The following is a 23,725-nucleotide window of genomic DNA, read 5'->3' as shown; positions in this document are numbered from 1 at the left end:
TTCCCGCTTTTGACGAACTGACAGGCCCAATGCGCGCATTGCAACTTATCGAGGACCGCCGTCTTGAAACGGTGGACCTGCCGCCTCCCCCGCCGCCTTCGCTCGGCGAAGTGACGCTTCGCATCAAGGCGGTGGCGCTGAACCATATCGACGTCTGGGGCTGGCGCGGCATGGCCTTCGCCAAGCGCAAGCTGCCGCTTGTCGTCGGCGCCGAGGCCTCGGGCGAGGTCGACGCCGTCGGACCCGGCGTCTCCAGCCTTCTGCCGGGACAGCTGGTCTCGATCTATGGCGCGCGCACCTGTGGCCTTTGCCGGGCCTGCCGCGAAGGCCGCGACAATCTCTGCGAGCACGTCTCCGGCGTTCATGGCTTCCACCTCGACGGCTTCGCGCAAGAGAAGATCAACCTGCCGGCCCGCCTGCTGGTCCCCGCCCCGCCCGGCGTCAGCGAGATCGGCGCGGCGGTCGCGCCCGTTACCTTCGGCACGGTCGAGCACATGCTGTTCGACAATGCAAAGCTCGAGCCCGGCGAGACCATCCTCGTCCATGCCGGCGGTTCCGGCATCGGCACCGCCGCGATCCAGCTGGCGAAAAAGATGGGCTGCACCGTCATCACCACCGTCGGCTCCAACGACAAGATCGACAAGGCCAAGGCGCTCGGCGCCGATCATGTCATCAACTACCGCGAGGACCGTTTCGAAGGCGTCGTGCGCAAGCTGACGAAGAAGAAGGGCGTCGACGTCGTGTTCGAGCATGTCGGCGCCGACACCTTCGCCGGCTCGATGCTGTGCCTCAAGCGCGGTGGCCGCCTTGTCACCTGCGGCTCGACCTCCGGCGTGTCGACGCAGGTCAATCTTATGCAGCTCTTCCAGCAGCAGCTGAAGCTGCTCGGCTCCTTCGGCTGCCGCATGGAGAACATGGCCGATGCCATGCAGAAGATGGCGGCCGGCCTCGTCGCTCCCGTCATCGACACCGAAGTCGGCTTCGACGACATCGACGCGGCGCTGAAGCGCATGGAAGGCCGCGACGTGTTCGGCAAGATCATCCTGCGCGTCTAGGGCAATGGTCGGCAAGGTGCTCAAGAAAGCCCGCCGGGACTTCATGTTCCGCTACGGCCGGCGGCTGCGCCAGATGGAGCACTGGCTGGTGGCGCGCCTGGCCATGGCGATGATCTCGCTGCTGCGGCTCCTGCCGCCGGACAAGGCGCTCAACTTCGCCGACCGCGTCGCCCGCCGCATTGGCCCGCTGGTCGGACGTCACCGCGTTGCGGTCAACAATCTGCGCCTTGCCTATCCCGAAAAGAGCGACGCCGAGATCGAGGCCATCGCGCTCGACATGTGGGGCAACATGGCCCGGCTGGCGGCCGAGTACATCTTCCTCGACGCCCTCTTCGATTATGATCCGAAAGCGACAAAGCCCGGCCGCGTCGACGTCCGTGGCGTCGAGCATTTCGTCGAGATCGCCGGCGAGAAGAAGCCGCATATCCTGTTCACCGGCCATCTCGGCAATTTCGAATTGCTGCCGGTGGCCGCCGCCACCTTCGGCATGAACATCACCGCGCTGTTTCGCCCGCCCAACAATCCCTATCTCGCCGACTACATCCACTCGACGCGCCGCTCGACCATGGGGGGCTTGCTGCCCTCCTCGACCGGCGCGTCCTTCGCGCTTGCCGCCATCCTGGAGAACGGCGGCAATATCGGCGTGCTTGTCGACCAGAAATTCTCCAGCGGACTGGAGACGACCTTTTTCGGCCGTCCGTGCCAGAGCAATCCGGTGCTGGGCATGCTCGCCCGCCACTACGACTGCGACGTCTATCCCGCCCGCTGCGTCCGGCTGCCGGGCAACCGGTTCCGCCTGGACATCGAGGACAAGCTGACCTTGCCGCGCACCGAAAGCGGTAGCGTCGACGTCCACGCCACCACCCAGCTTCTCGCCGACGTCGTCGAGCGCTGGGTGCGCGAGGATCCCGGCCAGTGGATGTGGTTCCACAAGCGTTGGGAGATGAGCGGCCGCCGGCGCAAGCGGCGTGGGCAGGCCGAGGAGCGGCCGGCTGACCCGGTGCCCGGCCCGAATTGACCATTGACGCCGCACCAAGCAAAAGCCGCGAAGAGACCCTTCGCGGCTTCGTTGTTTGTTCATCGGTTGCGCTTGTGGGAAATTCTGACTGAAGGACCGGGCGCCGAAGCCTTTTCCATTCCGCTCGGTGAATGTGCCATCGCGTGCGCAGATTGGACGCGGCAAAGAAAAACCGCGAAGATTGCTCTTCGCGGTCTTCGCCATAAATCTCTTGTTTCCCGCCGATACTACAGTAACGAAGGCAGGATGAGGTTCGGCCGGCCGGTATCCATCGTGGCGCCGTTGCGATCCTCATCAAGCAATGTGTCCGAACCGAAGCTCGCCCGCACGCCAATCACATATTTGTGGATGTTCTCGGTTACGTCGAACGCAGATATGGACGCGCGTTCGAACTGATAGCGGCCGAACACCGAAAACGCCGTTCCGGAAAACCGGTACGTAGCCTGCAGCGCGCCGGTGAAGGTGTTGGTGTCGAAGGGGCCCACAGATGTCGTCGAATAGCCCAGTTCACCATCGAAGCGGAGATTGTCCTGGGCGAAATAGCGCACCACCCCGCGACCGCCCCAGGTGTCGATATGCTCGGACGAGCCACTGGCCCGCAACTGGCCATAGTAAACCTGGCCGTACACGGTCACATTACCCATGTAGACTTGGCCTTCCGGTCCAACCGAGAAACTGTAGAGATCGTCGTCGAACCCGTCGCCGCCATAGCCGGTGACGGAGGCGAACGCGCCAAGCGCAAAGGCGCTGGGATCGCGCCAGTAGCCGTGAACCGCGCCGCCATAGCCGTAAATGTTGGTGCCCTCGGCCCACAGCGAATCGACGAACGCGTCTGTCTGGACGTTCCAGCGGGAATCGATCGGGAAATTGACCCGGCCCGTGCCGCCTGCGGTCGTGCCATCCGCGTGCTCGCCAGCGGCCGTCACATACAGCCCGCCGAGATAGGCCTCGACGTAGCCCGAAACATGCGGCTGGGCGAGTTCCTGATCCATAACGATCGGAGCGACGGCATCGGCGGCAAAAGCCGACGTGGCCGTTGCGGCAAGTGCCGCACCAAAGAGAAGTCGATACATCGTGAAGCCCCTCAAATGTCTGACTTATCCGGCATTTACCATCGCTGCCCGTTCACACAAGCGTGAACAGCCTCAAACCCGGGCGTAGAAGCCGGGTTCTGAAGCCCTGCGACATTACTGCAACGCTTTGGCCTTGATCTGCCCAAATACTGTGCAGCGTTCATGGGCACTTGCAGTATTCATAAGCACTGGCAGGAGCCGGATTGTCTTTTCTCCAACACTCCATCTGATCCGTGACGGCGATGCGCGTTGGCAGATGAGCGGCCGTCGGCGCAAGCGGAGGCTCCGATTGCCCTGCTCCGATGCGCAACAAAAAAGCCGCGAGGAGTACTCCTCGCGGCTCTGGATTAAGCTCCCTCAGAGCGGAGCAGGGACGGTGAAGTTCGGCCGGAATGTATCCATGGTGGCGCCGTTGCGATCTTCGGAGAGCAACGTGTCCGAACCGAAGCTTGCCCGCAGGCCGATCAGATATTTGTGGATGTTCACGCTGCCCGAAGCTTCCGAGAAGCTCAGGTGATCCAGCTGATAGCGGCCAAACACTGACCAAGGGGTCCCCGAGAACCGATAGTTCGCCTGCAATGCCGCCGAGACGGTATCGAAATGCCCGCCAAAACCGGACAGCCGCGAGAAGCCGAGTTCGCCGTCGAAGCGCAGATCGTCCTGCGCGAAATACCGCACGACGCCGCGGCCGCCCCAATTGTCGAAGTGTTCGGGTTCGCCGCTGGCCCGCAGCTGTCCGTAATAGACCTGCCCGTAGACCGTCACGTTGCCGAAATAAGCCTGTGCCTCGGGACCGACGGTGAAAGTGTAGAGGCCTGCGTTACCGAGGCCCTCGTCGCCGCCATATCCGTTGATCGTGGCAAAGGCGCCCAGGGCATACGAGCTCGGATCGCGCCAGTAACCATGGATGGCGCCGCCGTAGCTGTAGATGTTCGTACCTTCGACCCACAGCGAATCGATCACTGCGTCGGTCTGGATGTTCCAGCGGGCGTCGATCGGAAAATTGACCCGGGCGGCGCCGCCGGCGGTCGTGCCGTCTGCATCGTCCCCTGGGGTCGCGAAGTACAGACCGCCGAGATATACCTCGCCGTAGCCTGAAACATGCGGCTGGGCGAGTTCCTGGTCCAGGACGACGGGCGCGTCGGCAGCGAAGGCGGAAGTAGCGGTTACGGCAATCGCCGCGCTCAAAACAAGTCGATACATTGTAGTCCCCAAGCATCAAAAAGTAACGTTGCGATACCTACCACCGCCGAAGATTCACGCAATCGACGCCGGCACCGGAAACCATGCGTCGACGCGAGTTCCGGTTGCAGTGCGGCATTGCTGCAACGCTTTTGGCGCCGAAAGCCAATCGCGCGAGGTCAGTCGGTGACCACGATGCGCGTGTTGCCGTAGCCCGCTTCGCGCACCATCGAATAGAAGGTCGCGGCGTTGGCGGTGTGCAGGCGCACGCAGCCATGCGAGGCCGGACGCCCGAGATATTTCACCGCACCGGTGCCGTGGATGGCGTAGCCGCCACGGAAGAACACTGAGTATGGCATCGGCGACATCTCGTATTTGCGCGAATACCACATCCGGGCCGTCCACTGCGGGCGGTAGCTGCCGCGCGGCGTGAAGTAACCTTTGCGGGCGGTGGACACGCTCCAGCGGTACAGCACCTGGCCGTATTTGCTGACGGTCATCGTTTGTGAGGATACGTCGATATTGGCCACCAGTGCGGCAGCCTTGCCTGCGACCGAGGTGCCGAACAGCGCGGTCGCCAGTATCGTTGCCATGAGAACAGTCTTTTTCATGCGATCAAACCCCTTTGATTGCCCCTTGCATGCCTGCCATCACGCGATTTTTCAGCATTTTAACGGCAGGTGAATGAAGTAACACACACTCGTTGATGAATTCGCCAATCCAAAGCAGCGAATTTGAACGATTTTCCCGCCATAGTTGCCGCCGCGACACGTAGTTTCAAAGACTTCGCCGTCGCGCTTGCCAGTCGCCCGCTTCACTGCTCAACTTCAGGAATGACCGAACGACTCCTTAAGGCCGTCGACGCGCGGATCGACGACCTCGTTGCGCTGACCGCGGACCTGATCCGCTTCCCGACCGTCAATCCGCCAGGCGAGGCCTATCGCCCCTGCGCCGAATATGTCGGCGAGCGCCTGAGGAAGCGCGGCTTCGAAACCGAGTTCATCCGCGCCGAAGGCACCCCCGGCGACACCGACCGCTACCCGCGCGTCAACGTCGTTGCCCGCTTCGACGGCAGATCGGCCGGCGCCTGCGTGCATTTCAACTCGCATATCGACGTCGTCGAGGCCGGCGAAGGCTGGACCGTCGATCCGTTCGCCGGGCTGGTGAAGGACGGCAGGGTCTACGGCCGTGGCGCCTGCGACATGAAGGGCGGGCTGGCGGCCTCGATCATCGCCGCCGAGGCATTCATGGAGGTGTTCCCGGACTTCCCGGGCGCCATCGAGATCTCGGGTACGGTCGACGAGGAGTCCGGCGGCTTCGGCGGGGTCGCCCATCTTGCCAGGCTCGGCTATTTCTCGAAGCCGAAAGTCGACCACGTCATCATTCCGGAACCGCTGAACAAGGATCGCATCTGCCTTGGCCATCGCGGCGTCTGGTGGGCGGAGATCGAGACCAAGGGCGAGATCGCGCATGGCTCGATGCCGTTCCTCGGCGACAATGCGGTGCGCCACATGGGCGCCGTGCTGCAGGCCTTCGAGGATGAACTGTTCCCGGCCCTCGACCGCAAGGTGACGCGCATGCCGGTGGTGCCTGAAGGCGCCAAGCGCTCGACCATGAACATCAATTCCATCCATGGCGGCCAGACCGAGGATTTTCGTCCCGGCCTGCCCTCCCCCAACGTGCCCGATTCCTGCCGGCTGACCATCGACAGGCGCTTCCTGCTCGAGGAGGACCTCGCCACGGTGAAGAGCGAGGTGACGGATATCCTGGAGCGGCTGAAGCGCGAGCGGAAGAAGTTCGACTACGAGATCCGCGATCTGATGGAAGTGCTGCCGCTGATGACCGAGCGCGACGCTCCGGTGGTGAAAGCTGTGGCGCAAGGCATCATGGCGATATTCGACCGCGAGCCCGACTATGTGATTTCGCCCGGTACCTACGACCAGAAGCACGTCGCCCGTATCGGCCACATCTATGACTGCATCGCCTATGGGCCGGGCATTCTCGACCTGGCCCACCGGCCCGACGAATGGGTCGGCATCGCCGACATGGTGGAATCGGCCAAGGTGATGGCGATCGGCCTCAACGTGCTGTTGCGGGGCACCGTCGCGGACTGATCCATACGAAAACAGGCAAGTGGAGGTCGGCCAGTCCGCCTGTTTCGGGAAAAACATTCCGCCTGGCGCTGTCCGACAGCACGAAACGCAATTTACTCGACCTCGAAATCACGCTTCTATCCACCCGGTTTGAGAAGATGGGAGTTGCCCGATGAAATTGTGGAAGACCGTTCTCGCCGCCGCCGCCGCTCTGGCGCTCGCCACCGCCACCTCGGCTTTTGCCGCGCGTACCGATCTCGTCATCGGCATTCCGCTCGAACCCCCGCATCTCGACCCGACCGCGGGTGCTGCCGCGGCGATCGACGAAGTGCTCTACGCCAACGTGTTCGAAGGCCTGACCCGCATCGGCCCGAACGGCGAGGTGCTGCCCGACCTCGCCGAAAGCTGGAGCATTTCCGACGACGGCAAGGTCTACACGTTCAAGCTTCATACCGGCGTAAAATTCCATGACGGCGCCGACTTCAGCGCCGACGACGTCAAGTTCTCGCTTGACCGCGCCCGCGCCGACAATTCGGTCAACGCGCAGAAGGGCCTGTTCGCGGCGATCGACAAGGTCGATGTCGTCGATCCGGCCACCGTCAAGGTGACGCTGAAGAACCCGCAGGGCTCCTTCCTCTACAATATGGGCTGGGGCGACGCGGTGATCGTGTCGCCGAAATCGGCCGACACCAACAAGGAGAAGCCGATCGGCACCGGCCCGTTCAAATTCCAGGACTGGGTCAAGGGCTCGTCGATCACGCTGGTGAAATCTGACGCATACTGGGGCGCGCCGGTCTCTCTCGACAAGGCCGAGTTCCGCATCGTCCCCGATGCCGCCGCCGCCGTTCCGGCCCTGCTTTCCGGCGACATCCAGGCCTTCCCTTTCTTCGATCCCGACAGCGTCGCCCAGGTCAAGGACGATCCGCGCTTCCATGTCGTGATCGGCTCGACCGAGGGCGAGACCATCCTGTCGATCAACAACAAGAAGCCGCCCTTCGACAAGGTCGAGGTCAGGCAGGCGATCTCCTACGCGCTCGATCGCAAGGCGATCATCGATGGCGCCTCGGCGGGGCTCGGCCAGCCGATCGGCTCGCACATGTCGCCCGCCAACAAGGACTATGTCGACCTCACCGGCCGTTATCCGCATGATGTCGCCAAGGCCAAGGAACTGCTCAAGCAAGCCGGGCTCGAGAACGGCTTCAAGGCGACGCTGAAGCTGCCGCCGCCTTCCTATGCGCGGCTCGGCGGCGAGATCATCGCCTCGGAGTTGCGCGACGTCGGCATCGATCTCGAGATCGTGCCGGTGGAATGGGCGCAGTGGCTGGACCAGGTGTTCACCAAGAAGGACTACGACCTCACCATCGTCTCCCACACCGAGCCCAACGACATCGATATCTATTCGCGCAAGGACTATTACTTCAACTACGACAACCCGGCCTTCGACAAGGTCATCGCCGATCTGAACCTCACCTCCGACGAGGCCAAGCGCAAGGAATTGCTCGGTGAGGCGCAGAAGATCCTCGCCGACCACGCCGTGGTCGGCTTCCTCTACGAACTGCCGAAGGTCGGCGTTTGGGACGCCAAGCTGCAAGGCCTGTGGGAGAACGCGCCGATTCAGGCCAATGATCTGACCAAGGTGAAGTGGTCGGATTGACCTCGAGAGAAATGCAACGCCCCGGTGGCGAAAGCCGCTTCCGGGGCCTTTGCTTTTCCGGCAGGTTGTGCCGATGAGTGCCTACCTCCTGAAGCGTCTGATCATCGCCGCCGCCACGCTTGTGCTGGCCTCCATGGTGGTGTTCGCGGTGCTCGAGATCATCCCGGGCGACCCCGCGCGCCTAATGCTGGGCATGAACGCGAGCGCCGAGCAGGTCGAGGTGCTGCGCAATCAGATGGGGCTCAACGCGCCGCTGGCCTTGCGTTACCTGCATTGGGCGGGCGGGCTGCTGAGCCTCGATTTCGGCCGCTCCTACACCTATTCGGTGCCGGTCATCGATCTCGTGCGCGAACGCGTCGTCGTCTCGCTGCCGCTGGCGCTGATCGCCCTGGCGCTGTCCACGGCCATCGCCATTCCGGTTGGCCTGTTTTCCGCCAGCCGGCGCGGTCGCGCCGGCGACGCGATCGCCATGGGCGTCGCCCAGTTCGGCGTCGCCGTGCCGAACTTCTGGTTCGCGCTGATGCTGATCTATCTTTTTGCCGTCTGGCTCAGGCTGGTACCGGCCGGCGGCTTCCCCGGCTGGGGCGCCGGCGCCTGGCCGGCGCTGAAATCGCTGCTTTTGCCGGCGGTCGCCCTTGCCTTGCCGCAAGCCGCGATCCTGGCACGCGTCGCCCGCTCGGCGCTGATCGAGGTTCTGAACGAGGACTATATCCGCACCGCCCGCGCCAAGGGCATGCCCTACCGCGCCGTGCTTTGGCGGCACGCGCTGCGCAACGCCATGATCCCGGTGCTCACCATCCTCGGGCTGCAGTTCGCTTTCCTGCTCGCCGGCACCATCATCATCGAGAACGTCTTCTACCTGCCCGGCCTCGGAAGGCTGCTGTTCCAGGCGATCACCCAACGCGACCTCATCGTCGTCGAAAGCGTCGTCATGCTGCTGGTCGCCGCCGTCATCGCCGTCAACCTCCTCGTCGACCTCTCCTACGCGGTCGTCGATCCGCGCCTGAGAAGCCGGCAATGACACTGCATGTCGACATCCCCGAGGAGACCCTGGCCGGCATTCTGGCCAAGGCGTTCCGCAACCGATCCTTCCTTGTCGGTTTCGTCATCACCGCGCTGGTGGGGGCGGTGGCGGTCCTCTCCTACGCCTGGACGCCATACGACGTCACCAGGCTGGTGATCTCGGACAAGACCCTGGCGCCCTCATGGGCGCACTGGTTCGGCACCGACCATTTCGGTCGCGACATCCTGTCGATGATCATGGTCGGCGCCCGCAACTCGATCGCCGTGGCGCTGGTCGCGGTCGGCATCGGCATGGGCGTCGGCGTTCCGCTCGGCGCCTTCGCGGCAGCGCGCGGCGGCCTCGCCGACGAAGCGCTGATGCGACTGAACGACCTCGTCTTCGCCTTCCCCGCCCTGCTTTCGGCGATCATGATCACCGCCATCTTCGGGCCGGGCGCCATCAACGCCATCATCGCCATCGGCATCTTCAACATTCCGGTGTTCGCGCGCGTCGCCCGTGCCGGCGCGCTGGCCATCTGGCCGCGTGAGTTCATTCTCGCCGCCCGCGCCGCCGGCAAGGGCCCGACGCTGATCACCATCGAGCACATCCTGCCCAACATCGCGACGCTGCTTCTGGTGCAAGGCACCATCCAGTTCGCGCTGGGCATCCTTGCCGAAGCAGGCCTCTCCTATGTCGGCCTCGGCGCGCAGCCGCCGATGCCGAGCTGGGGCCGCATGCTGTTCGACGCGCAGACGCGCATGGTGGTGGCGCCGTGGATGGCGATCTTCCCGGGCATGGCGATCGCCGTCACCGTGCTCGGCCTCAACCTGCTCGGCGACGGCATCGCCGACATCCTCGACCCGAAATCGCGGCGGCAGCGATGAGCCTGCTCGAGATCGAGAACCTGTCGCTCTCGATCGGCGACACGCCGATCCTGAAAGGCGTCGAGCTTGCGGTGGCGCCCGGAGAGGTGATGGGGCTGGTCGGCGAATCCGGCTCCGGCAAGTCGATGACGGCACTCGCCGTGATGCGGCTCATGCCCTTCGCGGCACGCGCCAGCGGACGCGTCGCTTTCGACGGCATCGACATCCTCGCGGCGAGCGAGGACCAGATGTGTGCGTTGCGCGGCGACGACATCGGCATGGTGTTCCAGGAGCCGATGACGGCGCTGAACCCGGTCAAGACCATCGGCGAGCAGGTGGCGGAGGGCATTCGCTGGCACACCAAGGCGAGCCGCGCCGAGGCCGAGGAGCAGGCGCGCAAAATACTCGACCGCGTCGGCCTGCCCTCGGCGAAATTCCCGCTGTCGCGCTATCCGCACGAACTGTCGGGCGGCCAACGCCAGCGCGTCGTCATTGCGATCGCCTGCGCGCTGAAACCCAAGCTCCTGATCGCCGACGAGCCGACCACGGCGCTCGACGTGGTGCTGCAGGCGCAGATCCTCGATTTGCTGCGCGATCTCGTGGCGGAAAACCGCATGGGTTTGCTTCTGATCTCGCACGACCTCGCGGTGGTGACCGCGATGGCCGACAAGATCACCATCATGCGCCATGGCGAGGTGATGGAAGCCGGCGACACCGCACGCACGCTGTCTGGGCAGCTCCATCCCTATACGCGTCAGTTGGCGCAGGCCTCCATGCATGTGCCGGCCCGCCCTCGCCCCCACACCGCCGGCTCGGCCAGGCCCTTGCTGCAGGTCGATGGCGTGACGCGCGACTATCCGGGACGACGCAGCTCGCTGTTCCGGCGTGCCGCTCCCATCCGCGCCGTCGACGACGTCTCGCTGTCGATAGAGCCCGGCCAGTCGGTGGCGCTGGTCGGTCGCTCCGGCTGCGGCAAGTCCACGCTTGCCCGCATGATCCTGGCGCTGGACAAATCGACCTCGGGGACGATCCGCTTCAGCGGAGAGACCATCACCGGCAGGAGCGAGGCGGAGCTGAAGCCGGCGCGGCGCGACATGCAGGTCGTGTTCCAGGACCCCTACGGTTCCTTCGATCCGCGCCAGAAGGTCGAGAAGCTGGTCGCCGAGCCGTTGCACGTGCTGGACAAGAAGCCGGCCAATGCCGAGCGGCGCGAGCTGGTGGCGCATGCGCTGCACGAGGTGGGCCTCGGGCCGCGCGACATGGACAAATATCCGCATGAATTCTCGGGCGGCCAGCGCCAGCGCCTGTCGATCGCGCGCGCCATCATCACCCGTCCCAAGCTGGTCGTCGCCGACGAGCCGGTCTCGGCGCTCGACGTCTCGATCCGCGCCCAGATCCTCGACCTGTTCGCCGAGCTCAACCAGAAGCTCGGCATCGCCTACCTGTTCATCACCCACGACCTGACCGTCGCCCGCGCCATCACGGACGAGGTGCTGGTCATGCATGAGGGCAGGATCGTCGAGCGCGGCAAGACCGGCGCGGTACTCGATCATCCGCAATCCGAGGCGGCCAGGGCGCTGGTGAGAGCCGCGCCCGATTTGCACCGGGCGATCGCACGGAGACTACAGGAACAAGGGTAAACAGCGAGCCTGCCGGCCGCTATCGAAACCGGCTATTCCTGCGGCTTCACAACATCGACCGGGCTGATGTCGAGCAGGTCGAGCGTGCGGCGCAGCAGCCTGACCTCGTTTTCGGCCAGCTTCGAATCGGCCTTGGCGATCTCGGCCATGTGCTGGGCGAGCAGCTTGCGCCGCTCGACGTCGAGGTCGCGGAACAGCGCTATCGCCTGCGAGCCGTTGGTCTCGTAGCCGAAGTCGTTGAGATATTCGATGACGCTGTCGATGCTCGTCTCGGGAATGCCGAACGCCTCCTTGCAGATGCGCCGGAAGGCGACCATCTCGCTCTCCGAGACGGACCCGTCGGCCAGGATCATGCGGAACAGCATCAACAGTTCCGCCGACAGGACCGGATCGTCCGCGACCTTGCGCACGCCGGGATCGCCGTCGAAGATCGAGCGTATCTGATCGAGCAGTGCCATCGCCATCGGCCTCCCCTTTGCGATTCCGTCGCAGATAGTTAGCGCGGAATCGGCCTTGCGCAAACGGGGTTGGCATGGTCGAAGCGCGCATATCGTCCCGCCGCAAGACCCATAGCCCCGATGATCGATCTTAGCATACAGACTGTTGCCGTGTTGGCCTTCGCCGCGTTTGCCGCCGGCTTCGTTGATTCCATCGCCGGCGGCGGCGGCCTGATCACCATTCCGGCGCTGCTGCTGGCGGGCTTCTCGCCGACTGCCGCGCTCGGCACCAACAAGCTGCAAGGCATGTTCGGCTCCGGGTCGGCCACCATCCACTATGCGGCGAACGGCCATGTCGAGCTGCGCCGGCAGTTGCCGTCCGCCTTGCTGGCGTTAATCGGCAGCGCCGTCGGCGCCTTGCTGGCTACAATCGTGCCTGGTGATTTCCTGCGCGCCTTGCTGCCACTGCTTTTGATCGCCATCGCGCTCTATTTCGCGCTCAAGCCCAACATGAACGATGTCGACCGCGCCGAGCGCCTGTCGCCCTTCCTGTTCGGACTGATCGTTCCACCTCTTGTCGGCTTCTATGACGGCCTTTTCGGACCCGGTGCAGGCTCCTTCTACATGTTGGCCTTCGTCAGCCTTGCCGGCTACGGCGTACTCAAGGCGACCGCGCACACCAAGATGCTCAACTTCGCTTCCAACATTGGCGGTTTCGCCATCTTCGCCGCCGTCGGCGTCGTTTACTGGAAGATCGGCCTGATGATGGGCGTCGCCCAGTTCCTCGGCGCGCGCCTCGGCGCCAGCCTCGCCATCCGCATCGGCGCCCGGCTGATCAAGCCGCTGCTGGTTGTCGTCTGCGTGGCGCTGGCGGTGAAGCTTCTCGCCGACCCGGCGAACCCGCTGCGCCAGCTGATTGGTGTGTGACGGCCCCGCTGATACAATGCCGGCGTACGAATCATGTTGGAGGAGCCACACATGAATCTCAGTGCACCTACTCAGCTTATTTTCATTATCTCCCTTGTCATCGCCATCATCGGCGTTCTCGCCGCTCTTGGCGTTCTTGCGTTCATTCCTCTTGCCGCAGTGTGGATTGTTCTCATCGGCTACATCGTGCTTGCCGCCGGCTGCATGATGCGCGGCGCTTAAGTCAGGCACATTCAGATCTCAGGTAACCGGAGCGCCCGGCCACAAGCCGGGCGCTTTTGATTTCGGAATGTGGTCTGCTAGATTTGGCGGGCGAGGATTGCCGATGTCGATCGAGACAGAGCGCCGTCATGAACAGGACCATTCTTTAGCCGCAAGGTTCGAGATGGTGCGGCGAGCGGCTGACGCTTCGCTTGCCGGCTCAGTCACCGACCTTTGCGGCTATCGCGAGATGCTGCCCGTCTGCTCCCGCAATGTCGAATATGCTTCGCTGACCGTGCCGCTGGTGATCAGCTTCGCCGAGCCCTTCGCCATCGGGCTTGGGCGCGATCCCGGCGACAACGATCGCTTCGCCAGCTTTGCCGCCGGCCTCTTTGCCGGGCCGGTGGTGATCCAATCCTTCGGCGGCGCCTGCTGCGTCCAGATCAACTTCACCCCGCTCGGCGCCCGCCGCTTCTTCGGCCTGCCGATGAGCGAGCTGACCGACCGCATGGTCGGGCTCGACGATGTGCTTGGCCTCGAAGGCATCGCGCTGCGCGAAAGGCTCGGCGAGGCACGGGATTGGAGCTCGCGTTTCGCGATTGCCGAGAGCTTCGTCGCAGCAAGGCTGGCGGAGGCGAAGCGGATGTCAGCCGAGATCGCCTGGGCCTACCGGCAAGTCATTGGCTCTGGCGGACGCACGCGGGTCTCCGTGCTTGCCGATGAGCTCGGCTGGAGCCGCAAGCATCTCGCGGCGAAATTTTCCGACGCGATCGGCATCGGGCCGAAAACGCTGTCGCGCATCGTGCGCTTCAACCGGGCGCTCTCGCTGTCCAAGCATCAGCTCGACGACTGGGCGGGGATCGCCGCCGATTGCGGCTATGCTGACCAGGCGCATCTGGTGCGCGAATTCCGCGATCTCGCCGGCGAGACGCCAACCGCGCTCGCATAGTATCTTTCTCCACCGAGGTAACATTTCTTCAAGACGCCGCGGCGGCCTTCGCCGAGACTGGATACCATCAACCGACACCAGGGAGATTGCCATGTCGACCGCGAACGAAGCACCTCGTCTCTACCCCGCTCTGCGCTACAGGAATGCCGCCGGAATGATCGACTGGCTGTGCGACGCCTTCGGCTTCACCGTGCGCGCCCGCTATGGCGAGGGCGACGTCGTGCATCACGCCGAGCTCGTCTTCGGCGCCTCGATGATCATGCTCGGCACCGCGCGTGACGACGACTACGGCAAGATGGTCGGCGAGCCGGGCGCCGGCGGCGGCAAGTCGATCTATGTCGCGGTGGAAGACGCCGATGCCGCCTACGCCAGGGCAAGAAAGGCCGGCGCCACGATCCTGCAGGAACTGACCGATCGCGACTATGGCAGCCGCGAGTTCATCTGCCGCGACCCCGAAGGCAATGTCTGGTCGTTTGGCACCTATTGGCCGAAGGCAGGAGACGCCGCCAGCTAACGGGCCAGGCCAAAAATCGCGTCGCAGTCGAGGTGGGTTTCCAGTTCGGCCGCGACCTCGTCCAGCGCCCGCTCGACATCGGCGCGATAGTCGATGCCGCCGCCTTTGACGCCGAGGCTTTCCAGGAATCTTGCCCGGAAGGCGTCTGCGGAAAACAGCCCGTGCAGATAGGTGCCGACCACCTTGCCGTCGGCGGAGATCGCGCCGTCATCGATGCCGTTGATGATGGCGGACGGCCGCGCCAAATCCGGACCAACGGTGCGGCCGAGATGGATCTCGTAGCCTTCGAGCGGCAGATCGAACTGCACCGAGCGGGCGCTGACATTGCGGACCGTCTTCTCCGGCTCCATCAGCGTTTCGATGTCGAGCAGGCCGAGCCCCTCCGCCTCGGTCACGCTGCCCTCGATGCCGGCGGGATCGCTGACCTTGCGGCCGAGCATCTGGAAGCCGCCGCAGATGCCGACGACATGGCCGCCCCGCTTGCGATGGGCGAGGAGGTCGCGGTCCCAGCCATTCTCCCGGAACTTCAAGAGATCGCCGATCGTCGACTTCGAGCCGGGAATGACCACCAATCCCGCATCCGCGGGCAGCGGCTTTCCGGGCGGCACGAACACCACCTCGACCTGCGGTTCGGCCTTCAATGGATCGAGATCGTCGAAATTGGCGATGCGCGAAAGCATCGGCACCGCGACCTTCAGCGCCCGCTTCTCGCCGGATGCCAGCCGTTCCAGCACCACCGAATCCTCAGAAGGAAGCCTCGCCGCCGCCTTCAGCCACGGCACCACGCCGAAGCAAGGCCAGCCGGTGAACTTTCCGATCGCCTTGATGCCGTCGTCGAACAGCGAGACGTCGCCGCGGAACTTGTTGATGAGGTAGCCGACGATCATGCGCCGGTCCTCCTCCGGCAGGATGAGATGAGTGCCGGCGACGGAAGCGATGACGCCGCCGCGATCGATGTCGCCGACCAGCACCACCGGCACATTGGCCCGCGTCGCAAAGCCCATATTGGCGATGTCGCGGCTCCTGAGATTGGTCTCGGCCGGCGAGCCAGCGCCTTCGACGATGACGAGATCGGCGCCCTCGCCGACCTTCGCCCAGGACTCCAGCACGGCATCCATCAGCCGGCCTTTCATCGCCTGGTAGTCGCGCGCCCTGGCCTCGCCGAACACCTTGCCCTGCACCACCACCTGCGAGCCGACATCGCTTTGCGGCTTGAGCAGCACCGGGTTCATGTGAACGGTCGGCGCCACGCCGCAGGCGATCGCCTGCAGCCATTGCGCGCGGCCGATCTCGCCGCCGCCGGCCTTGTCGTCGCCGGGAATGTCGTCGCCGGGAATGTCGGCGACGGCGGCATTGTTCGACATGTTCTGCGGCTTGAACGGCCGCACCTTCAGCCCGCGCATCTTCGCCGCGCGGCAGAGCCCCGCCACCAGCACGCTCTTGCCGACATCGGAGCCGGTGCCTTGCAGCATGATCGCTTTTGCAGCCATCAGCCCCTGCCCTGCGCCACGGTGCCCGGGATTGTCGACTTCTGCGCCAGCGGCCCGCCACGCCAGATGTAGAGCGCCAGCAGCGGCTCCTTGCCCGTGTGCATGGCATGGCTGACATTCGAAGGGTGATGGATCACCTCGCCCGCCTCGCGAACATGGAAACCACTTTCGCTCTTGTGCCACTCCGTACCGCCGGTCAGCGGAATGTAGATCTCTTCGGCAATGTGATGGTGGTCGGGATAGACGATCCCGGGCCCGAGGATCAGCAGGCCGGCCGCGACCTCGTCATTGACGAAATGGCCGCGCGTGCCGAAAACCTCCAGCCAGCCGTAATTGTCCAGGAACGCCTGGCCGAAATCCGAGACGCTGTAGGTCTGGCCCCAGCGCAGATCGCCGCGATGTTCCGCCACGAATCGCGTGAGGGGCCGGATGTCCGATGGCGAAAGTTCGGCGATGCGGTCGAGATGGCGCAGGCAGGCGAGCGGATGCGGCTCCAGCGGTCGCACCGGCATGTCCCAATCGATGCGGGCGACGGCGTCGCTGACCAGAGCGCTGTCCAAGGTCCTGAGGTAGGCGTGGAACCGGTCGAGCAGTTCATAGAAGACTGTCGTCACGCCATGCTCCGTTGGTCGATCTATGCACAGCCGCTCCGCGGCCGGGCGGGTTGCGCGGCGGCATCATTGGTCTAGATTGAATGGCGCGCAAAGCCAAAAACGACAGGCCAGAAGGCCTAAAACGACAGGGAGCACGCCATGGACGCCGCGGTCGATGCGAGCACCAGCCAATTCGAACTCACCGAGGAGCAGCGCGCCATCCAGGAGATGGCCGAGGCCTTCGCCGCCGACCGCGTCGCGCCGAACGCGCTCGACTGGGACCGTGCGAAACATTTCCCGGCCGATGTGATTCGCGAAACCGGGCCGCTCGGCCTCGGCGGCATCTATGTCCGCGACGACGTCGGCGGCTCGGCGCTGGGCCGGCTCGATGCCGTGCTGATCTTCGAGGCGCTTGCCCGCGCCGATCCGGCATTTTCCTCCTTCATCTCGATCCACAACATGGCGGCGTCGATGATCGACCGCTTCGGCAGCGAGGAGCAGCGCCAGCGCTTCCTGCCCAGGCTGACCTCGATGGAATGGCTGGCGAGCTACTGCCTGACCGAGCCCGGTTCCGGCTCCGACGCCGCCGCGCTGAAGACGCGCGCGGTGAAAGACGGCGGCGACTATGTGCTCAACGGCGCCAAGCAGTTCATCTCCGGCGCCGGCGACAGCGACCTCTATGTCGTCATGGCGCGCACCGGTGCCGACGGGCCGAAAGGCATCTCGACCTTCGTCGTGCCCAGGGATGCGCCCGGCCTCTCCTTCGGCGCCAACGAGCACAAGATGGGCTGGCACATGCAGTCCACCCGCCAGGTCATCTTCGAGGATTGCAAGGTGCCAGCCGAGAACCTGCTGGCCACGGAAGGCGCCGGCTTCGGTATCGCCATGGCCGGCCTCGACGGCGGCCGGCTGAACATCGCCGCCTGCTCGCTCGGCGGCGCGCAATCGGCCCTCGACAAGGCTTTGTCCTATACAGGCGAGCGCAAGGCCTTCGGCTCGAAGATCAACCAGTTCCAGGCGCTGCAGTTCAGGCTGGCAGACATGGAGACCGAGCTGCAGGCGGCGCGAATCTTCCTCTACGCCGCCGCTTCGAAGCTCGATCGCAAGGCGCCGGACGCCGGCAAATGGTCGGCGATGGCCAAGCGCTTCGTCACCGATGTCGGCTTCGATGTCGCCAACGAGGCGCTGCAGCTGCATGGCGGCTATGGCTATCTGCACGATTACGGTGTCGAGAAACTGGTGCGCGACCTGCGCGTCCACCAGATCCTCGAAGGCACCAACGAGATCATGCGCGTCATCATCGCACGCGCGCTGATCGGCCGGTAGGCAGTAGGCAGTAGGCAGTAGGCAGTAGGCAGTAGGCGAAGGATGACCGGCAAGATCAATTCGTACAAGGATCTTATCGTGTGGCAGCAGGCCATGGGTCTGGCCGTCGCTACCTACTCCTTGACCAAGGCATGGCCAAAGGAGGAATTGTACGGGCTGACCAGCCAAATCCGCCGCTCAGCCACATCTATCCCTTCAAACATCGCGGAAGGTTACGGCCGCGATAACACGGGTTCCTATCAGCAGTTTCTCAGGATAGCCCAAGGCTCTCTAAAGGAGCTCGAGACACACCTCCAGATCGCTGAACGCATCGGCTTGGCCACTCGTGATGAGGTTCGTCATATGCTCTCAGCCACAGAAGCCATCGGAAAGATGCTTCGCCAGCTTATTATCAAGCTGGCACCTGAATAGATCCCCTACTGCCTACTGCCTACTGCCTACTGCCTACTGCCTACTGCCTAACCCTGGGAGCACCGCTATGACAACCATCGCCTTCATCGGATTGGGCAATATGGGCAATCCGATGGCCGCCAACCTGGTCAAGGCCGGGCATTCTGTGCACGGCTTCGACCTGGTGCCGGAGAACCTCACAGTCGCCAAGGAGCATGGCGTGGTCGTCATGGCCAACGCCGTCGCGGCGGTGAAGGACGCCGATGTCGTCATAACCATGCTGCCGGCCGGCAAGCATGTGCTGTCGGTCTATGAGGACATCGCGCCCAAGGCCAAGAAAGGCGCGCTGTTCATCGATTCCTCCACCATCGACGTCGAATCGGCCCGCAAGGCCCATGCCGTCGCCAGCAAACACGGCCTGCTGTCGATCGACGCTCCGGTCTCGGGCGGCACCGGCGGCGCCACCGCCGGCACGTTGACATTCATGGCCGGCGGCTCGAAGGACGCCTTCGCCAAGGCCGAGCCGGTCCTGAAGCCGATGGCTGGCCGCATCGTCCATTGCGGCGACGACGGCGCCGGGCAGGCGGCCAAGATCTGCAACAACATGATTCTCGGCATCTCGATGATCGGGGTCGCCGAAGCCTTCGTGCTGGCGGAAAAGCTAGGCCTGTCGCATCAGGCGCTGTTCGACGTCGCCTCGACCTCGTCGGGCCAGTGCTGGTCGCTGACCACCTACTGTCCGGTGCCCGGTCCGGTGCCGGCTTCGCCGGCCAACCGCGACTACAAGCCCGGCTTTGCCGCCGCCCTCATGCTGAAGGACCTGAAGTTGTCGCAGGAGGCGGCGCAAAGTGCTGGCGCGGTGACGCCGCTCGGCGCCGAGGCGACGCAGCTCTACGCGCTGTTCAACACGCAGGGCAATGCCGGGGTCGATTTCTCCGGCATTATTAATTTCCTCCGCGGCCAACTCGCATAAACCGCTGCTTTCAAAGGCTTATTAGAAGATTATTTGGCCGAAAACCGGCAAATTTAGATTTGCTTAAGGTCTCGATAACCGGCCGGTAACGATGTGCCTATAAAACGGACTGCGAGGCGGACATATCGCATCCGCCCGGCGCTCCGGATCAGGTCTCGCGTACCGGAGCCCGTAAGTTTCGCAAGTCGCTTGTAGCGAAACGCCATGCGTATCTGGCAAAGCCGCGTTCCCGGTGGGACGCGGTTTTTGCGTTTTGCTGCACTATATTTCGTTGCCGCATTCGGCGAGGTATGCGGTCTTCGCAGCTTGTTCCGAGAATTGTGCCCGGGCGTTTCACATGCGCCCACGCGTGCCTTCCGGATCGTAGGGCGAGTCGGCGGTCACCTTTGCCCGACGCCGCTCGCCGAGGACTGAAACTTCCAGTTCGGTACCGGGCGACAGCAGTTCCAGGGGCAGCAGCGCGAGTGCGATGTCGTGACCAAAAGTATAGGAGTAGCCTGCCGACGTGACGTGGCCGACAAGCTCGCCGTCGCGGTAAACGCCCTCGAAGGCGAACGCGCTCGCGCCGTCCGTATCGATCGACAGCGTTGCGATCCGGCGCGCCGTCCCCTGCTCCTGTTTAGCGACCAGTGCGGCCCGGCCGACGAAGTCGCCCTTGTCGAGGCTGACGAAGCGGTCGAGGCCGCTTTCCCAGGCTGACAATTCGACATTCATGTCGCGATACATGGCCCGGTAGGACTTGTCGAAACGCAGGGACTCCAGTGCCTGAAGTCCAACCAATCTCATCCCCTGCGCCTCGCCCGACGCCAAAAGCGCGTCCAGCAAATGCCGCTGATAACAGAGCGGATGATAGAGCTCCCATCCCAGTTCGCCCGAGTAGTTGACGCGCAGCAGACGCACATCGCTGGCCAGGCCGACGGTTCCGGACCGCACGCTGAACCATGGGAAGGCCTCGTTTGAGAGATCCACTTCCGTCAGTGGCTGCAATACCTCCCGCGCCTTCGGTCCAACGATTGTGAAGCTGCCGCGATCATCGGTGACATTGCGAAGCTGAACGTTGCCGCCCTCTGGCAGCAGCCGGCTCAAGTCGTCAAAATTCCAGCGCTCGGCGCGCGGCGTCGATATGAGATTGAACAGATCGCTCTTTAGCCGCGCCACGACATACTCGGCCTGCACGCCACCGGCCGGCGTCAGGTGATGGGCAAGGGCGACACGACCGGGACGAGGCAGCTTGTTGGCAAGGATTCCGTCGAGCCAGTCCTCGGCGCCCGGCCCGCTGACCTCGAACTTGGTCATCGGCGTCATCTCGACCAGCCCCACGGCCTGGCGGACGGCCTGGACTTCCTCGGCGACGTGGTTGCCTTTGGAGGTCCAACGCCAGCTATAGATGTTGCGCGCTTCGACACCCGCGGGCGCAAACCAGCTCGGCATCTCCCAGCCGTTCAGCACGTCCCAAACCGCGCCGAGCTGGCTTAGGCGGTCGTAGGACGGCGCCGTTTTCTGCGGTCGCGCCGCCGGCATGTCCTGGCCTGGATAGTGCTGCACGGCGTGGGTGCCCCAGGCTTCCCTGACTTTTTCCCGGGTCCAGTTCTTGTTGGCATACTCGCCGAACCGGCGGGGATCGAGTTCGGCCGTGTCGATGCTGTTGCCGCCCTCCACGATCCGCTCGGAAAGATAATAGCCGATCGCTCCGCCCCAAAGGATGCCGCCCGGCACGCCCTCCGCGAGCCAGACGTTCTCAAGACCCCAGGCCTGCCCCATCAGCGGCAGTTCATCGGCGGTCATCTGGAAAGGCCCGCGCACATTGCGCTTTATGCCGGCGCGCCCGAGCGCCGGGACCAATTCGCTCGCGCGCTCCCAATTCCAGGAGACGGCATCGAAATCCTCGTCGAGCAGATCGGCGCCGAACCATTCCGGGACGCCGTTTTCGGCGAACAGCTTGAGCTGTTCGGTCCGCTCATAGGGACCGAACAGCAGCCCGTCCCCCTCTTCGCGCAGATAGCCCTCGTAACCCTCGTCCCTGAGGATCGGCATCTCCGGCAGGCCCAGCCGTTTGCGTTCGACAACTTCCGGAACCGCCTCGGTGATCCAGTACTGATGCACGATCGGGATCGCGGGAATGTCCAGCCCCAGCATGGCGCCGGTCTGGCGCGCATAGTTGCCGGTTGCGAGGATGACATGCTCGCAGAGGATGTCGCCGCGCGGGGTCTTGACCTTCCACTCGCCGCCCGGCATCCGCTCGAACCCGACAACTTCGGTGTCGAGATGGACCTTCGCGCCGAGGTCGCGTGCGCCCTTGGCCATCGCCTGGGTAACGTCCGCCGGTGCAATGTGACCATCGTCGGGATGGTAGAGGGCGCCCCGCATGTCCTTATTGTCGAGCAGCGGCCAGATCTCGCGCGCCTCCGCCGGCGACACGATCCGGGCCCGCACGCCCTGGACCTCCGCGACGTCCATATAGCTCTTGTACTCGTCGAGCCGGTCGCGCGTGTTGGCGATGCGCAGCTGGCCGCATTTGTGCCAGCCGACCTTCTGGCCCGTTTCGGCTTCCAGGCCCTCATAGATTTCAATCGACCTGGCGATCATGCGGCCGACGTTGCGGCTGCGCGCATAGGACGGAATGAGCCCTGCGGCATGCCATGTCGAGCCGGCGGTAAGCTGCGTCCTCTCCAGCAATGCCACATCGGTCCAGCCGCGCTTTGCCAGGCCATAGAGAATGCCGGCACCGACGCAGCCGCCACCGACCACGACCGCACGAAAGGAACTCACCATATGCGCCTGCCCCTGTATGAAACTGCCATTGGTTCACATGACCGCTGGCGCATACTGTCAGACGGCATCCGGCTTTTCAGCACATTTCCTGGTCTGGGACACGGCAGCAACCGCCCGGCCGTTGGTCCACGATCATGATTGACGCCAATGGAAACGGCCGGGCGCCGTCGCGGACGCCGCCCGGCCTTCGTTCAGCGCTTGCGCAAATCCGCTTCGGCGAGATCGAGCGCCCTGGCGATGCGATCGCAAGCCATGTCGACCGTCTCGCGCGTCCAGATCAGCGGCGGCGACAGGATCATCGTGTCGCCGGTGGCGCGCAGCATCATGCCTTGCGCGATCGCGTGGTCGCGCACGACGACGGCGGCACTTCCCGACGGCAGGTAGCGCTCCTTGGTCGCCTTGTCCTTGACGATCTCGATCGCCCCCATCAGCCCGATCGAGCGCACTTCGCCGACCAGATTGTGCCCGGCGATACGCTCCTGCAGCGCCTGGGCGAAGTATGGACCGGTGTCGTTCCTGACCCGCTCGACCAGGCCTTCGCGCTCGATGATCTCGAGGTTCTTCAGCGCCACGGCGCAGGCCACGGGGTGACCGGAATAGGTGTAGCCGTGGTAGAACTCGCCGCCCTTCTCGACCAGCGTCCTGCTGATGCGGTCGCCGACCAGCAGCGCCGACAGCGGCTGGTAGCCCGATGTCAGCGCCTTGGCCGTGGTGATGGTGTCGGGCTCGATGCCGAAGGTCTGCGCCGCGAACCATTCGCCGGTGCGGCCGTAGCCGGTGATCACCTCGTCCAGCATCAAGAGCACATCGTATTTGCGGCAGATGCGCTGCACTTCCGGCCAGTAGCTCAGCGGCGGGATCTTCACCCCGCCGGCGCCCATCACCGGCTCGCCGATGAAGGCGGCGACCTTGTCGGCGCCGGCCTCGAGGATGGCGTCCTCGACGGCCTTGGCCGCGCGCAGGCCGAAATCATGGTCGCTTTCGCCGGGCAGCGCGAGCTCATAGGCATAGGGCATCATCACATGGACGATGTTGGGCACGGCGCCGCCGAGCTGCTTGTGCATCGGCTCCATGCCGCCGAGCGAGGTGCCTGCAACGGTCGAGCCGTGATAGCCCATCTTGCGCGAGATGATGCGGTTCTTCTCCGGCTTACCCTCCAGCGCCCAGTAGTGGCGCACGAGCCTGAGCGCCGTGTCATTGGCCTCCGAGCCGGAAGAGCCGTAGAACACCTGGCCGACTTGCTTCGGCGCCAGTTCCGCCAGCTTCTTCGACAACAGCACCGGTGTCGGCGTCGAGCATTTGAAGAAGGAGTTGTAGTATGGCAGCTCCTTCATCTGCGCATAGGCGGCCTCGGCCAGCTCGTTGCGGCCGTAGCCGACATTGACGCACCAGAGGCCAGCCATGCCGTCGAGGATCTCGGTGCCGTCGGCATCGTAGATGAACGGTCCGTCGGCGCGGGTGATGATGCGCGAGCCCGCCTCGCGCAGCTCCTTGTGGTCGGTGAAGGGATGCAGGTGATGCGCGGCGTCGATCTGCTGAAGCTGCTTCAGCGAATAATTCTGATAGGTCATG

22 protein-coding genes are annotated in these 23,725 nt (G+C 64.2%); 14 read left to right on the top strand and 8 right to left on the bottom strand.

Annotated features, from left to right (window positions below; genetic code table 11):
• The first annotated feature begins 29 nt into the window (after nt 1-29).
• Together EN846_RS29255 and EN846_RS29250 are read left to right on the top strand one after the other, a co-directional pair.
• The gene (locus tag EN846_RS29255; RefSeq protein WP_127285699.1) at nt 30-1,055 is read left to right on the top strand and encodes a zinc-binding dehydrogenase; all 1,026 of its coding nucleotides are present in this window, start codon (nt 30-32) and stop codon (nt 1,053-1,055) included.
• A 4-nt stretch (nt 1,056-1,059) separates the two neighbouring features.
• Nucleotides 1,060-2,073 (top strand): lipid A biosynthesis lauroyl acyltransferase, encoded by a 1,014-nt coding sequence (locus tag EN846_RS29250; protein ID WP_127311765.1) that lies wholly within the window; start codon nt 1,060-1,062, stop codon nt 2,071-2,073.
• 227 nt (nt 2,074-2,300) lie between these two features.
• Here the strand turns inward: EN846_RS29250 and EN846_RS29245 are convergent, their stop codons facing one another.
• From EN846_RS29245 to EN846_RS29235, 3 genes are all read right to left on the bottom strand, one after another.
• Nucleotides 2,301-3,146: a hypothetical protein gene (locus EN846_RS29245; protein ID WP_127394190.1), complete on the bottom strand. Its 846-nt coding sequence runs from the start codon at nt 3,144-3,146 to the stop codon at nt 2,301-2,303.
• A 357-nt stretch (nt 3,147-3,503) separates the two neighbouring features.
• Nucleotides 3,504-4,349 (bottom strand): hypothetical protein, encoded by an 846-nt coding sequence (locus EN846_RS29240; RefSeq protein WP_128346155.1) that lies wholly within the window; start codon nt 4,347-4,349, stop codon nt 3,504-3,506.
• Nucleotides 4,350-4,507: 158 nt separating this feature from the next.
• Nucleotides 4,508-4,939, bottom strand: coding sequence for a L,D-transpeptidase (locus tag EN846_RS29235; protein WP_127285696.1), 432 nt, complete (start codon nt 4,937-4,939; stop codon nt 4,508-4,510).
• 222 nt (nt 4,940-5,161) lie between these two features.
• Here EN846_RS29235 and EN846_RS29230 point away from each other — a divergent pair, with 222 nt between their 5' ends.
• From EN846_RS29230 to EN846_RS29210, 5 genes are all read left to right on the top strand, one after another.
• Nucleotides 5,162-6,442 (top strand): acetylornithine deacetylase/succinyl-diaminopimelate desuccinylase family protein, encoded by a 1,281-nt coding sequence (locus EN846_RS29230; RefSeq protein WP_127285695.1) that lies wholly within the window; start codon nt 5,162-5,164, stop codon nt 6,440-6,442.
• A gap of 151 nt (nt 6,443-6,593) precedes the next feature.
• Nucleotides 6,594-8,075, top strand: coding sequence for an ABC transporter substrate-binding protein (locus EN846_RS29225; RefSeq protein ID WP_128346156.1), 1,482 nt, complete (start codon nt 6,594-6,596; stop codon nt 8,073-8,075).
• Nucleotides 8,076-8,148: 73 nt separating this feature from the next.
• Nucleotides 8,149-9,096, top strand: coding sequence for an ABC transporter permease (locus EN846_RS29220; protein WP_127391680.1), 948 nt, complete (start codon nt 8,149-8,151; stop codon nt 9,094-9,096).
• The gene (locus EN846_RS29215; RefSeq protein WP_127391679.1) at nt 9,093-9,962 is read left to right on the top strand and encodes an ABC transporter permease; all 870 of its coding nucleotides are present in this window, start codon (nt 9,093-9,095) and stop codon (nt 9,960-9,962) included. The genes EN846_RS29220 and EN846_RS29215 overlap by 4 nt, the downstream gene beginning before the upstream one ends.
• Nucleotides 9,959-11,581, top strand: a complete 1,623-nt coding sequence (locus tag EN846_RS29210) for a dipeptide ABC transporter ATP-binding protein (RefSeq protein WP_127391678.1) — start codon at nt 9,959-9,961, stop codon at nt 11,579-11,581. Before EN846_RS29215 ends, EN846_RS29210 begins: the two co-directional genes overlap by 4 nt.
• Nucleotides 11,582-11,613: 32 nt before the next feature.
• On the opposite strand, the gene EN846_RS29205 is transcribed toward EN846_RS29210, so the two are convergent.
• Nucleotides 11,614-12,045, bottom strand: coding sequence for a TerB family tellurite resistance protein (locus tag EN846_RS29205; RefSeq protein WP_127287368.1), 432 nt, complete (start codon nt 12,043-12,045; stop codon nt 11,614-11,616).
• A 114-nt stretch (nt 12,046-12,159) separates the two neighbouring features.
• On the opposite strand from EN846_RS29205, the gene EN846_RS29200 reads away from it, so the two are divergent.
• The 4 genes from EN846_RS29200 (at nt 12,160) to EN846_RS29185 (ending at nt 14,609) form a co-directional block, all read left to right on the top strand.
• The gene (locus tag EN846_RS29200; protein ID WP_127391677.1) at nt 12,160-12,945 is read left to right on the top strand and encodes a TSUP family transporter; all 786 of its coding nucleotides are present in this window, start codon (nt 12,160-12,162) and stop codon (nt 12,943-12,945) included.
• Nucleotides 12,946-12,996: 51 nt separating this feature from the next.
• Entirely contained in the window at nt 12,997-13,167 is a 171-nt protein-coding gene (locus tag EN846_RS29195; RefSeq protein ID WP_126054125.1) for a hypothetical protein, read from the top strand.
• Between the two features lie 103 nt (nt 13,168-13,270).
• Complete coding sequence (locus EN846_RS29190; protein WP_127391676.1) at nt 13,271-14,095, top strand: AraC family transcriptional regulator; 825 nt, start codon at nt 13,271-13,273, stop codon at nt 14,093-14,095.
• Nucleotides 14,096-14,186: 91 nt separating this feature from the next.
• A complete protein-coding gene (locus EN846_RS29185) occupies nt 14,187-14,609 on the top strand; it encodes a VOC family protein (RefSeq protein WP_127391675.1) in 423 nt (140 codons plus the stop codon).
• Here the strand turns inward: EN846_RS29185 and EN846_RS29180 are convergent.
• Both EN846_RS29180 and EN846_RS29175 read right to left on the bottom strand, forming a co-directional pair.
• Nucleotides 14,606-16,099, bottom strand: coding sequence for a cobyric acid synthase (locus EN846_RS29180; RefSeq protein ID WP_128346158.1), 1,494 nt, complete (start codon nt 16,097-16,099; stop codon nt 14,606-14,608). The two genes, EN846_RS29185 and EN846_RS29180, sit on opposite strands and share 4 nt — an antisense overlap.
• Entirely contained in the window at nt 16,099-16,713 is a 615-nt protein-coding gene (locus EN846_RS29175; protein WP_127391673.1) for a dimethylsulfonioproprionate lyase family protein, read from the bottom strand. Before EN846_RS29175 ends, EN846_RS29180 begins: the two co-directional genes overlap by 1 nt.
• 138 nt (nt 16,714-16,851) lie before the next feature.
• Here EN846_RS29175 and EN846_RS29170 point away from each other — a divergent pair, with 138 nt between their 5' ends.
• The 3 genes from EN846_RS29170 to mmsB all read left to right on the top strand — a co-directional run bounded on the left by EN846_RS29170 (nt 16,852) and on the right by mmsB (nt 19,381).
• Nucleotides 16,852-18,018, top strand: coding sequence for an isobutyryl-CoA dehydrogenase (locus tag EN846_RS29170; RefSeq protein ID WP_127310007.1), 1,167 nt, complete (start codon nt 16,852-16,854; stop codon nt 18,016-18,018).
• 42 nt (nt 18,019-18,060) lie between these two features.
• Complete coding sequence (locus EN846_RS29165) at nt 18,061-18,429, top strand: four helix bundle protein (RefSeq protein ID WP_128346159.1); 369 nt, start codon at nt 18,061-18,063, stop codon at nt 18,427-18,429.
• Between the two features lie 67 nt (nt 18,430-18,496).
• Nucleotides 18,497-19,381: a 3-hydroxyisobutyrate dehydrogenase gene (mmsB, locus tag EN846_RS29160; RefSeq protein ID WP_127391671.1), complete on the top strand. Its 885-nt coding sequence runs from the start codon at nt 18,497-18,499 to the stop codon at nt 19,379-19,381.
• Nucleotides 19,382-19,714: 333 nt separating this feature from the next.
• Here the strand turns inward: mmsB and EN846_RS29155 are convergent, their stop codons facing one another.
• Together EN846_RS29155 and EN846_RS29150 are read right to left on the bottom strand one after the other, a co-directional pair.
• Nucleotides 19,715-22,153: an FAD-dependent oxidoreductase gene (locus tag EN846_RS29155; protein WP_127391670.1), complete on the bottom strand. Its 2,439-nt coding sequence runs from the start codon at nt 22,151-22,153 to the stop codon at nt 19,715-19,717.
• Nucleotides 22,154-22,344: 191 nt separating this feature from the next.
• Complete coding sequence (locus EN846_RS29150) at nt 22,345-23,724, bottom strand: aspartate aminotransferase family protein (RefSeq protein ID WP_127391669.1); 1,380 nt, start codon at nt 23,722-23,724, stop codon at nt 22,345-22,347.
• Between the last annotated feature and the right edge of the window lies 1 nt (nt 23,725).

Source organism: Mesorhizobium sp. M4B.F.Ca.ET.203.01.1.1 (genome assembly GCF_004791025.1).
In the GTDB taxonomy this organism is placed as follows: domain Bacteria; phylum Pseudomonadota; class Alphaproteobacteria; order Rhizobiales; family Rhizobiaceae; genus Mesorhizobium; species Mesorhizobium abyssinicae.
Note: the sequence above shows the minus strand (reverse complement) of the source record. Positions and strands in the feature narration are given on the sequence as shown.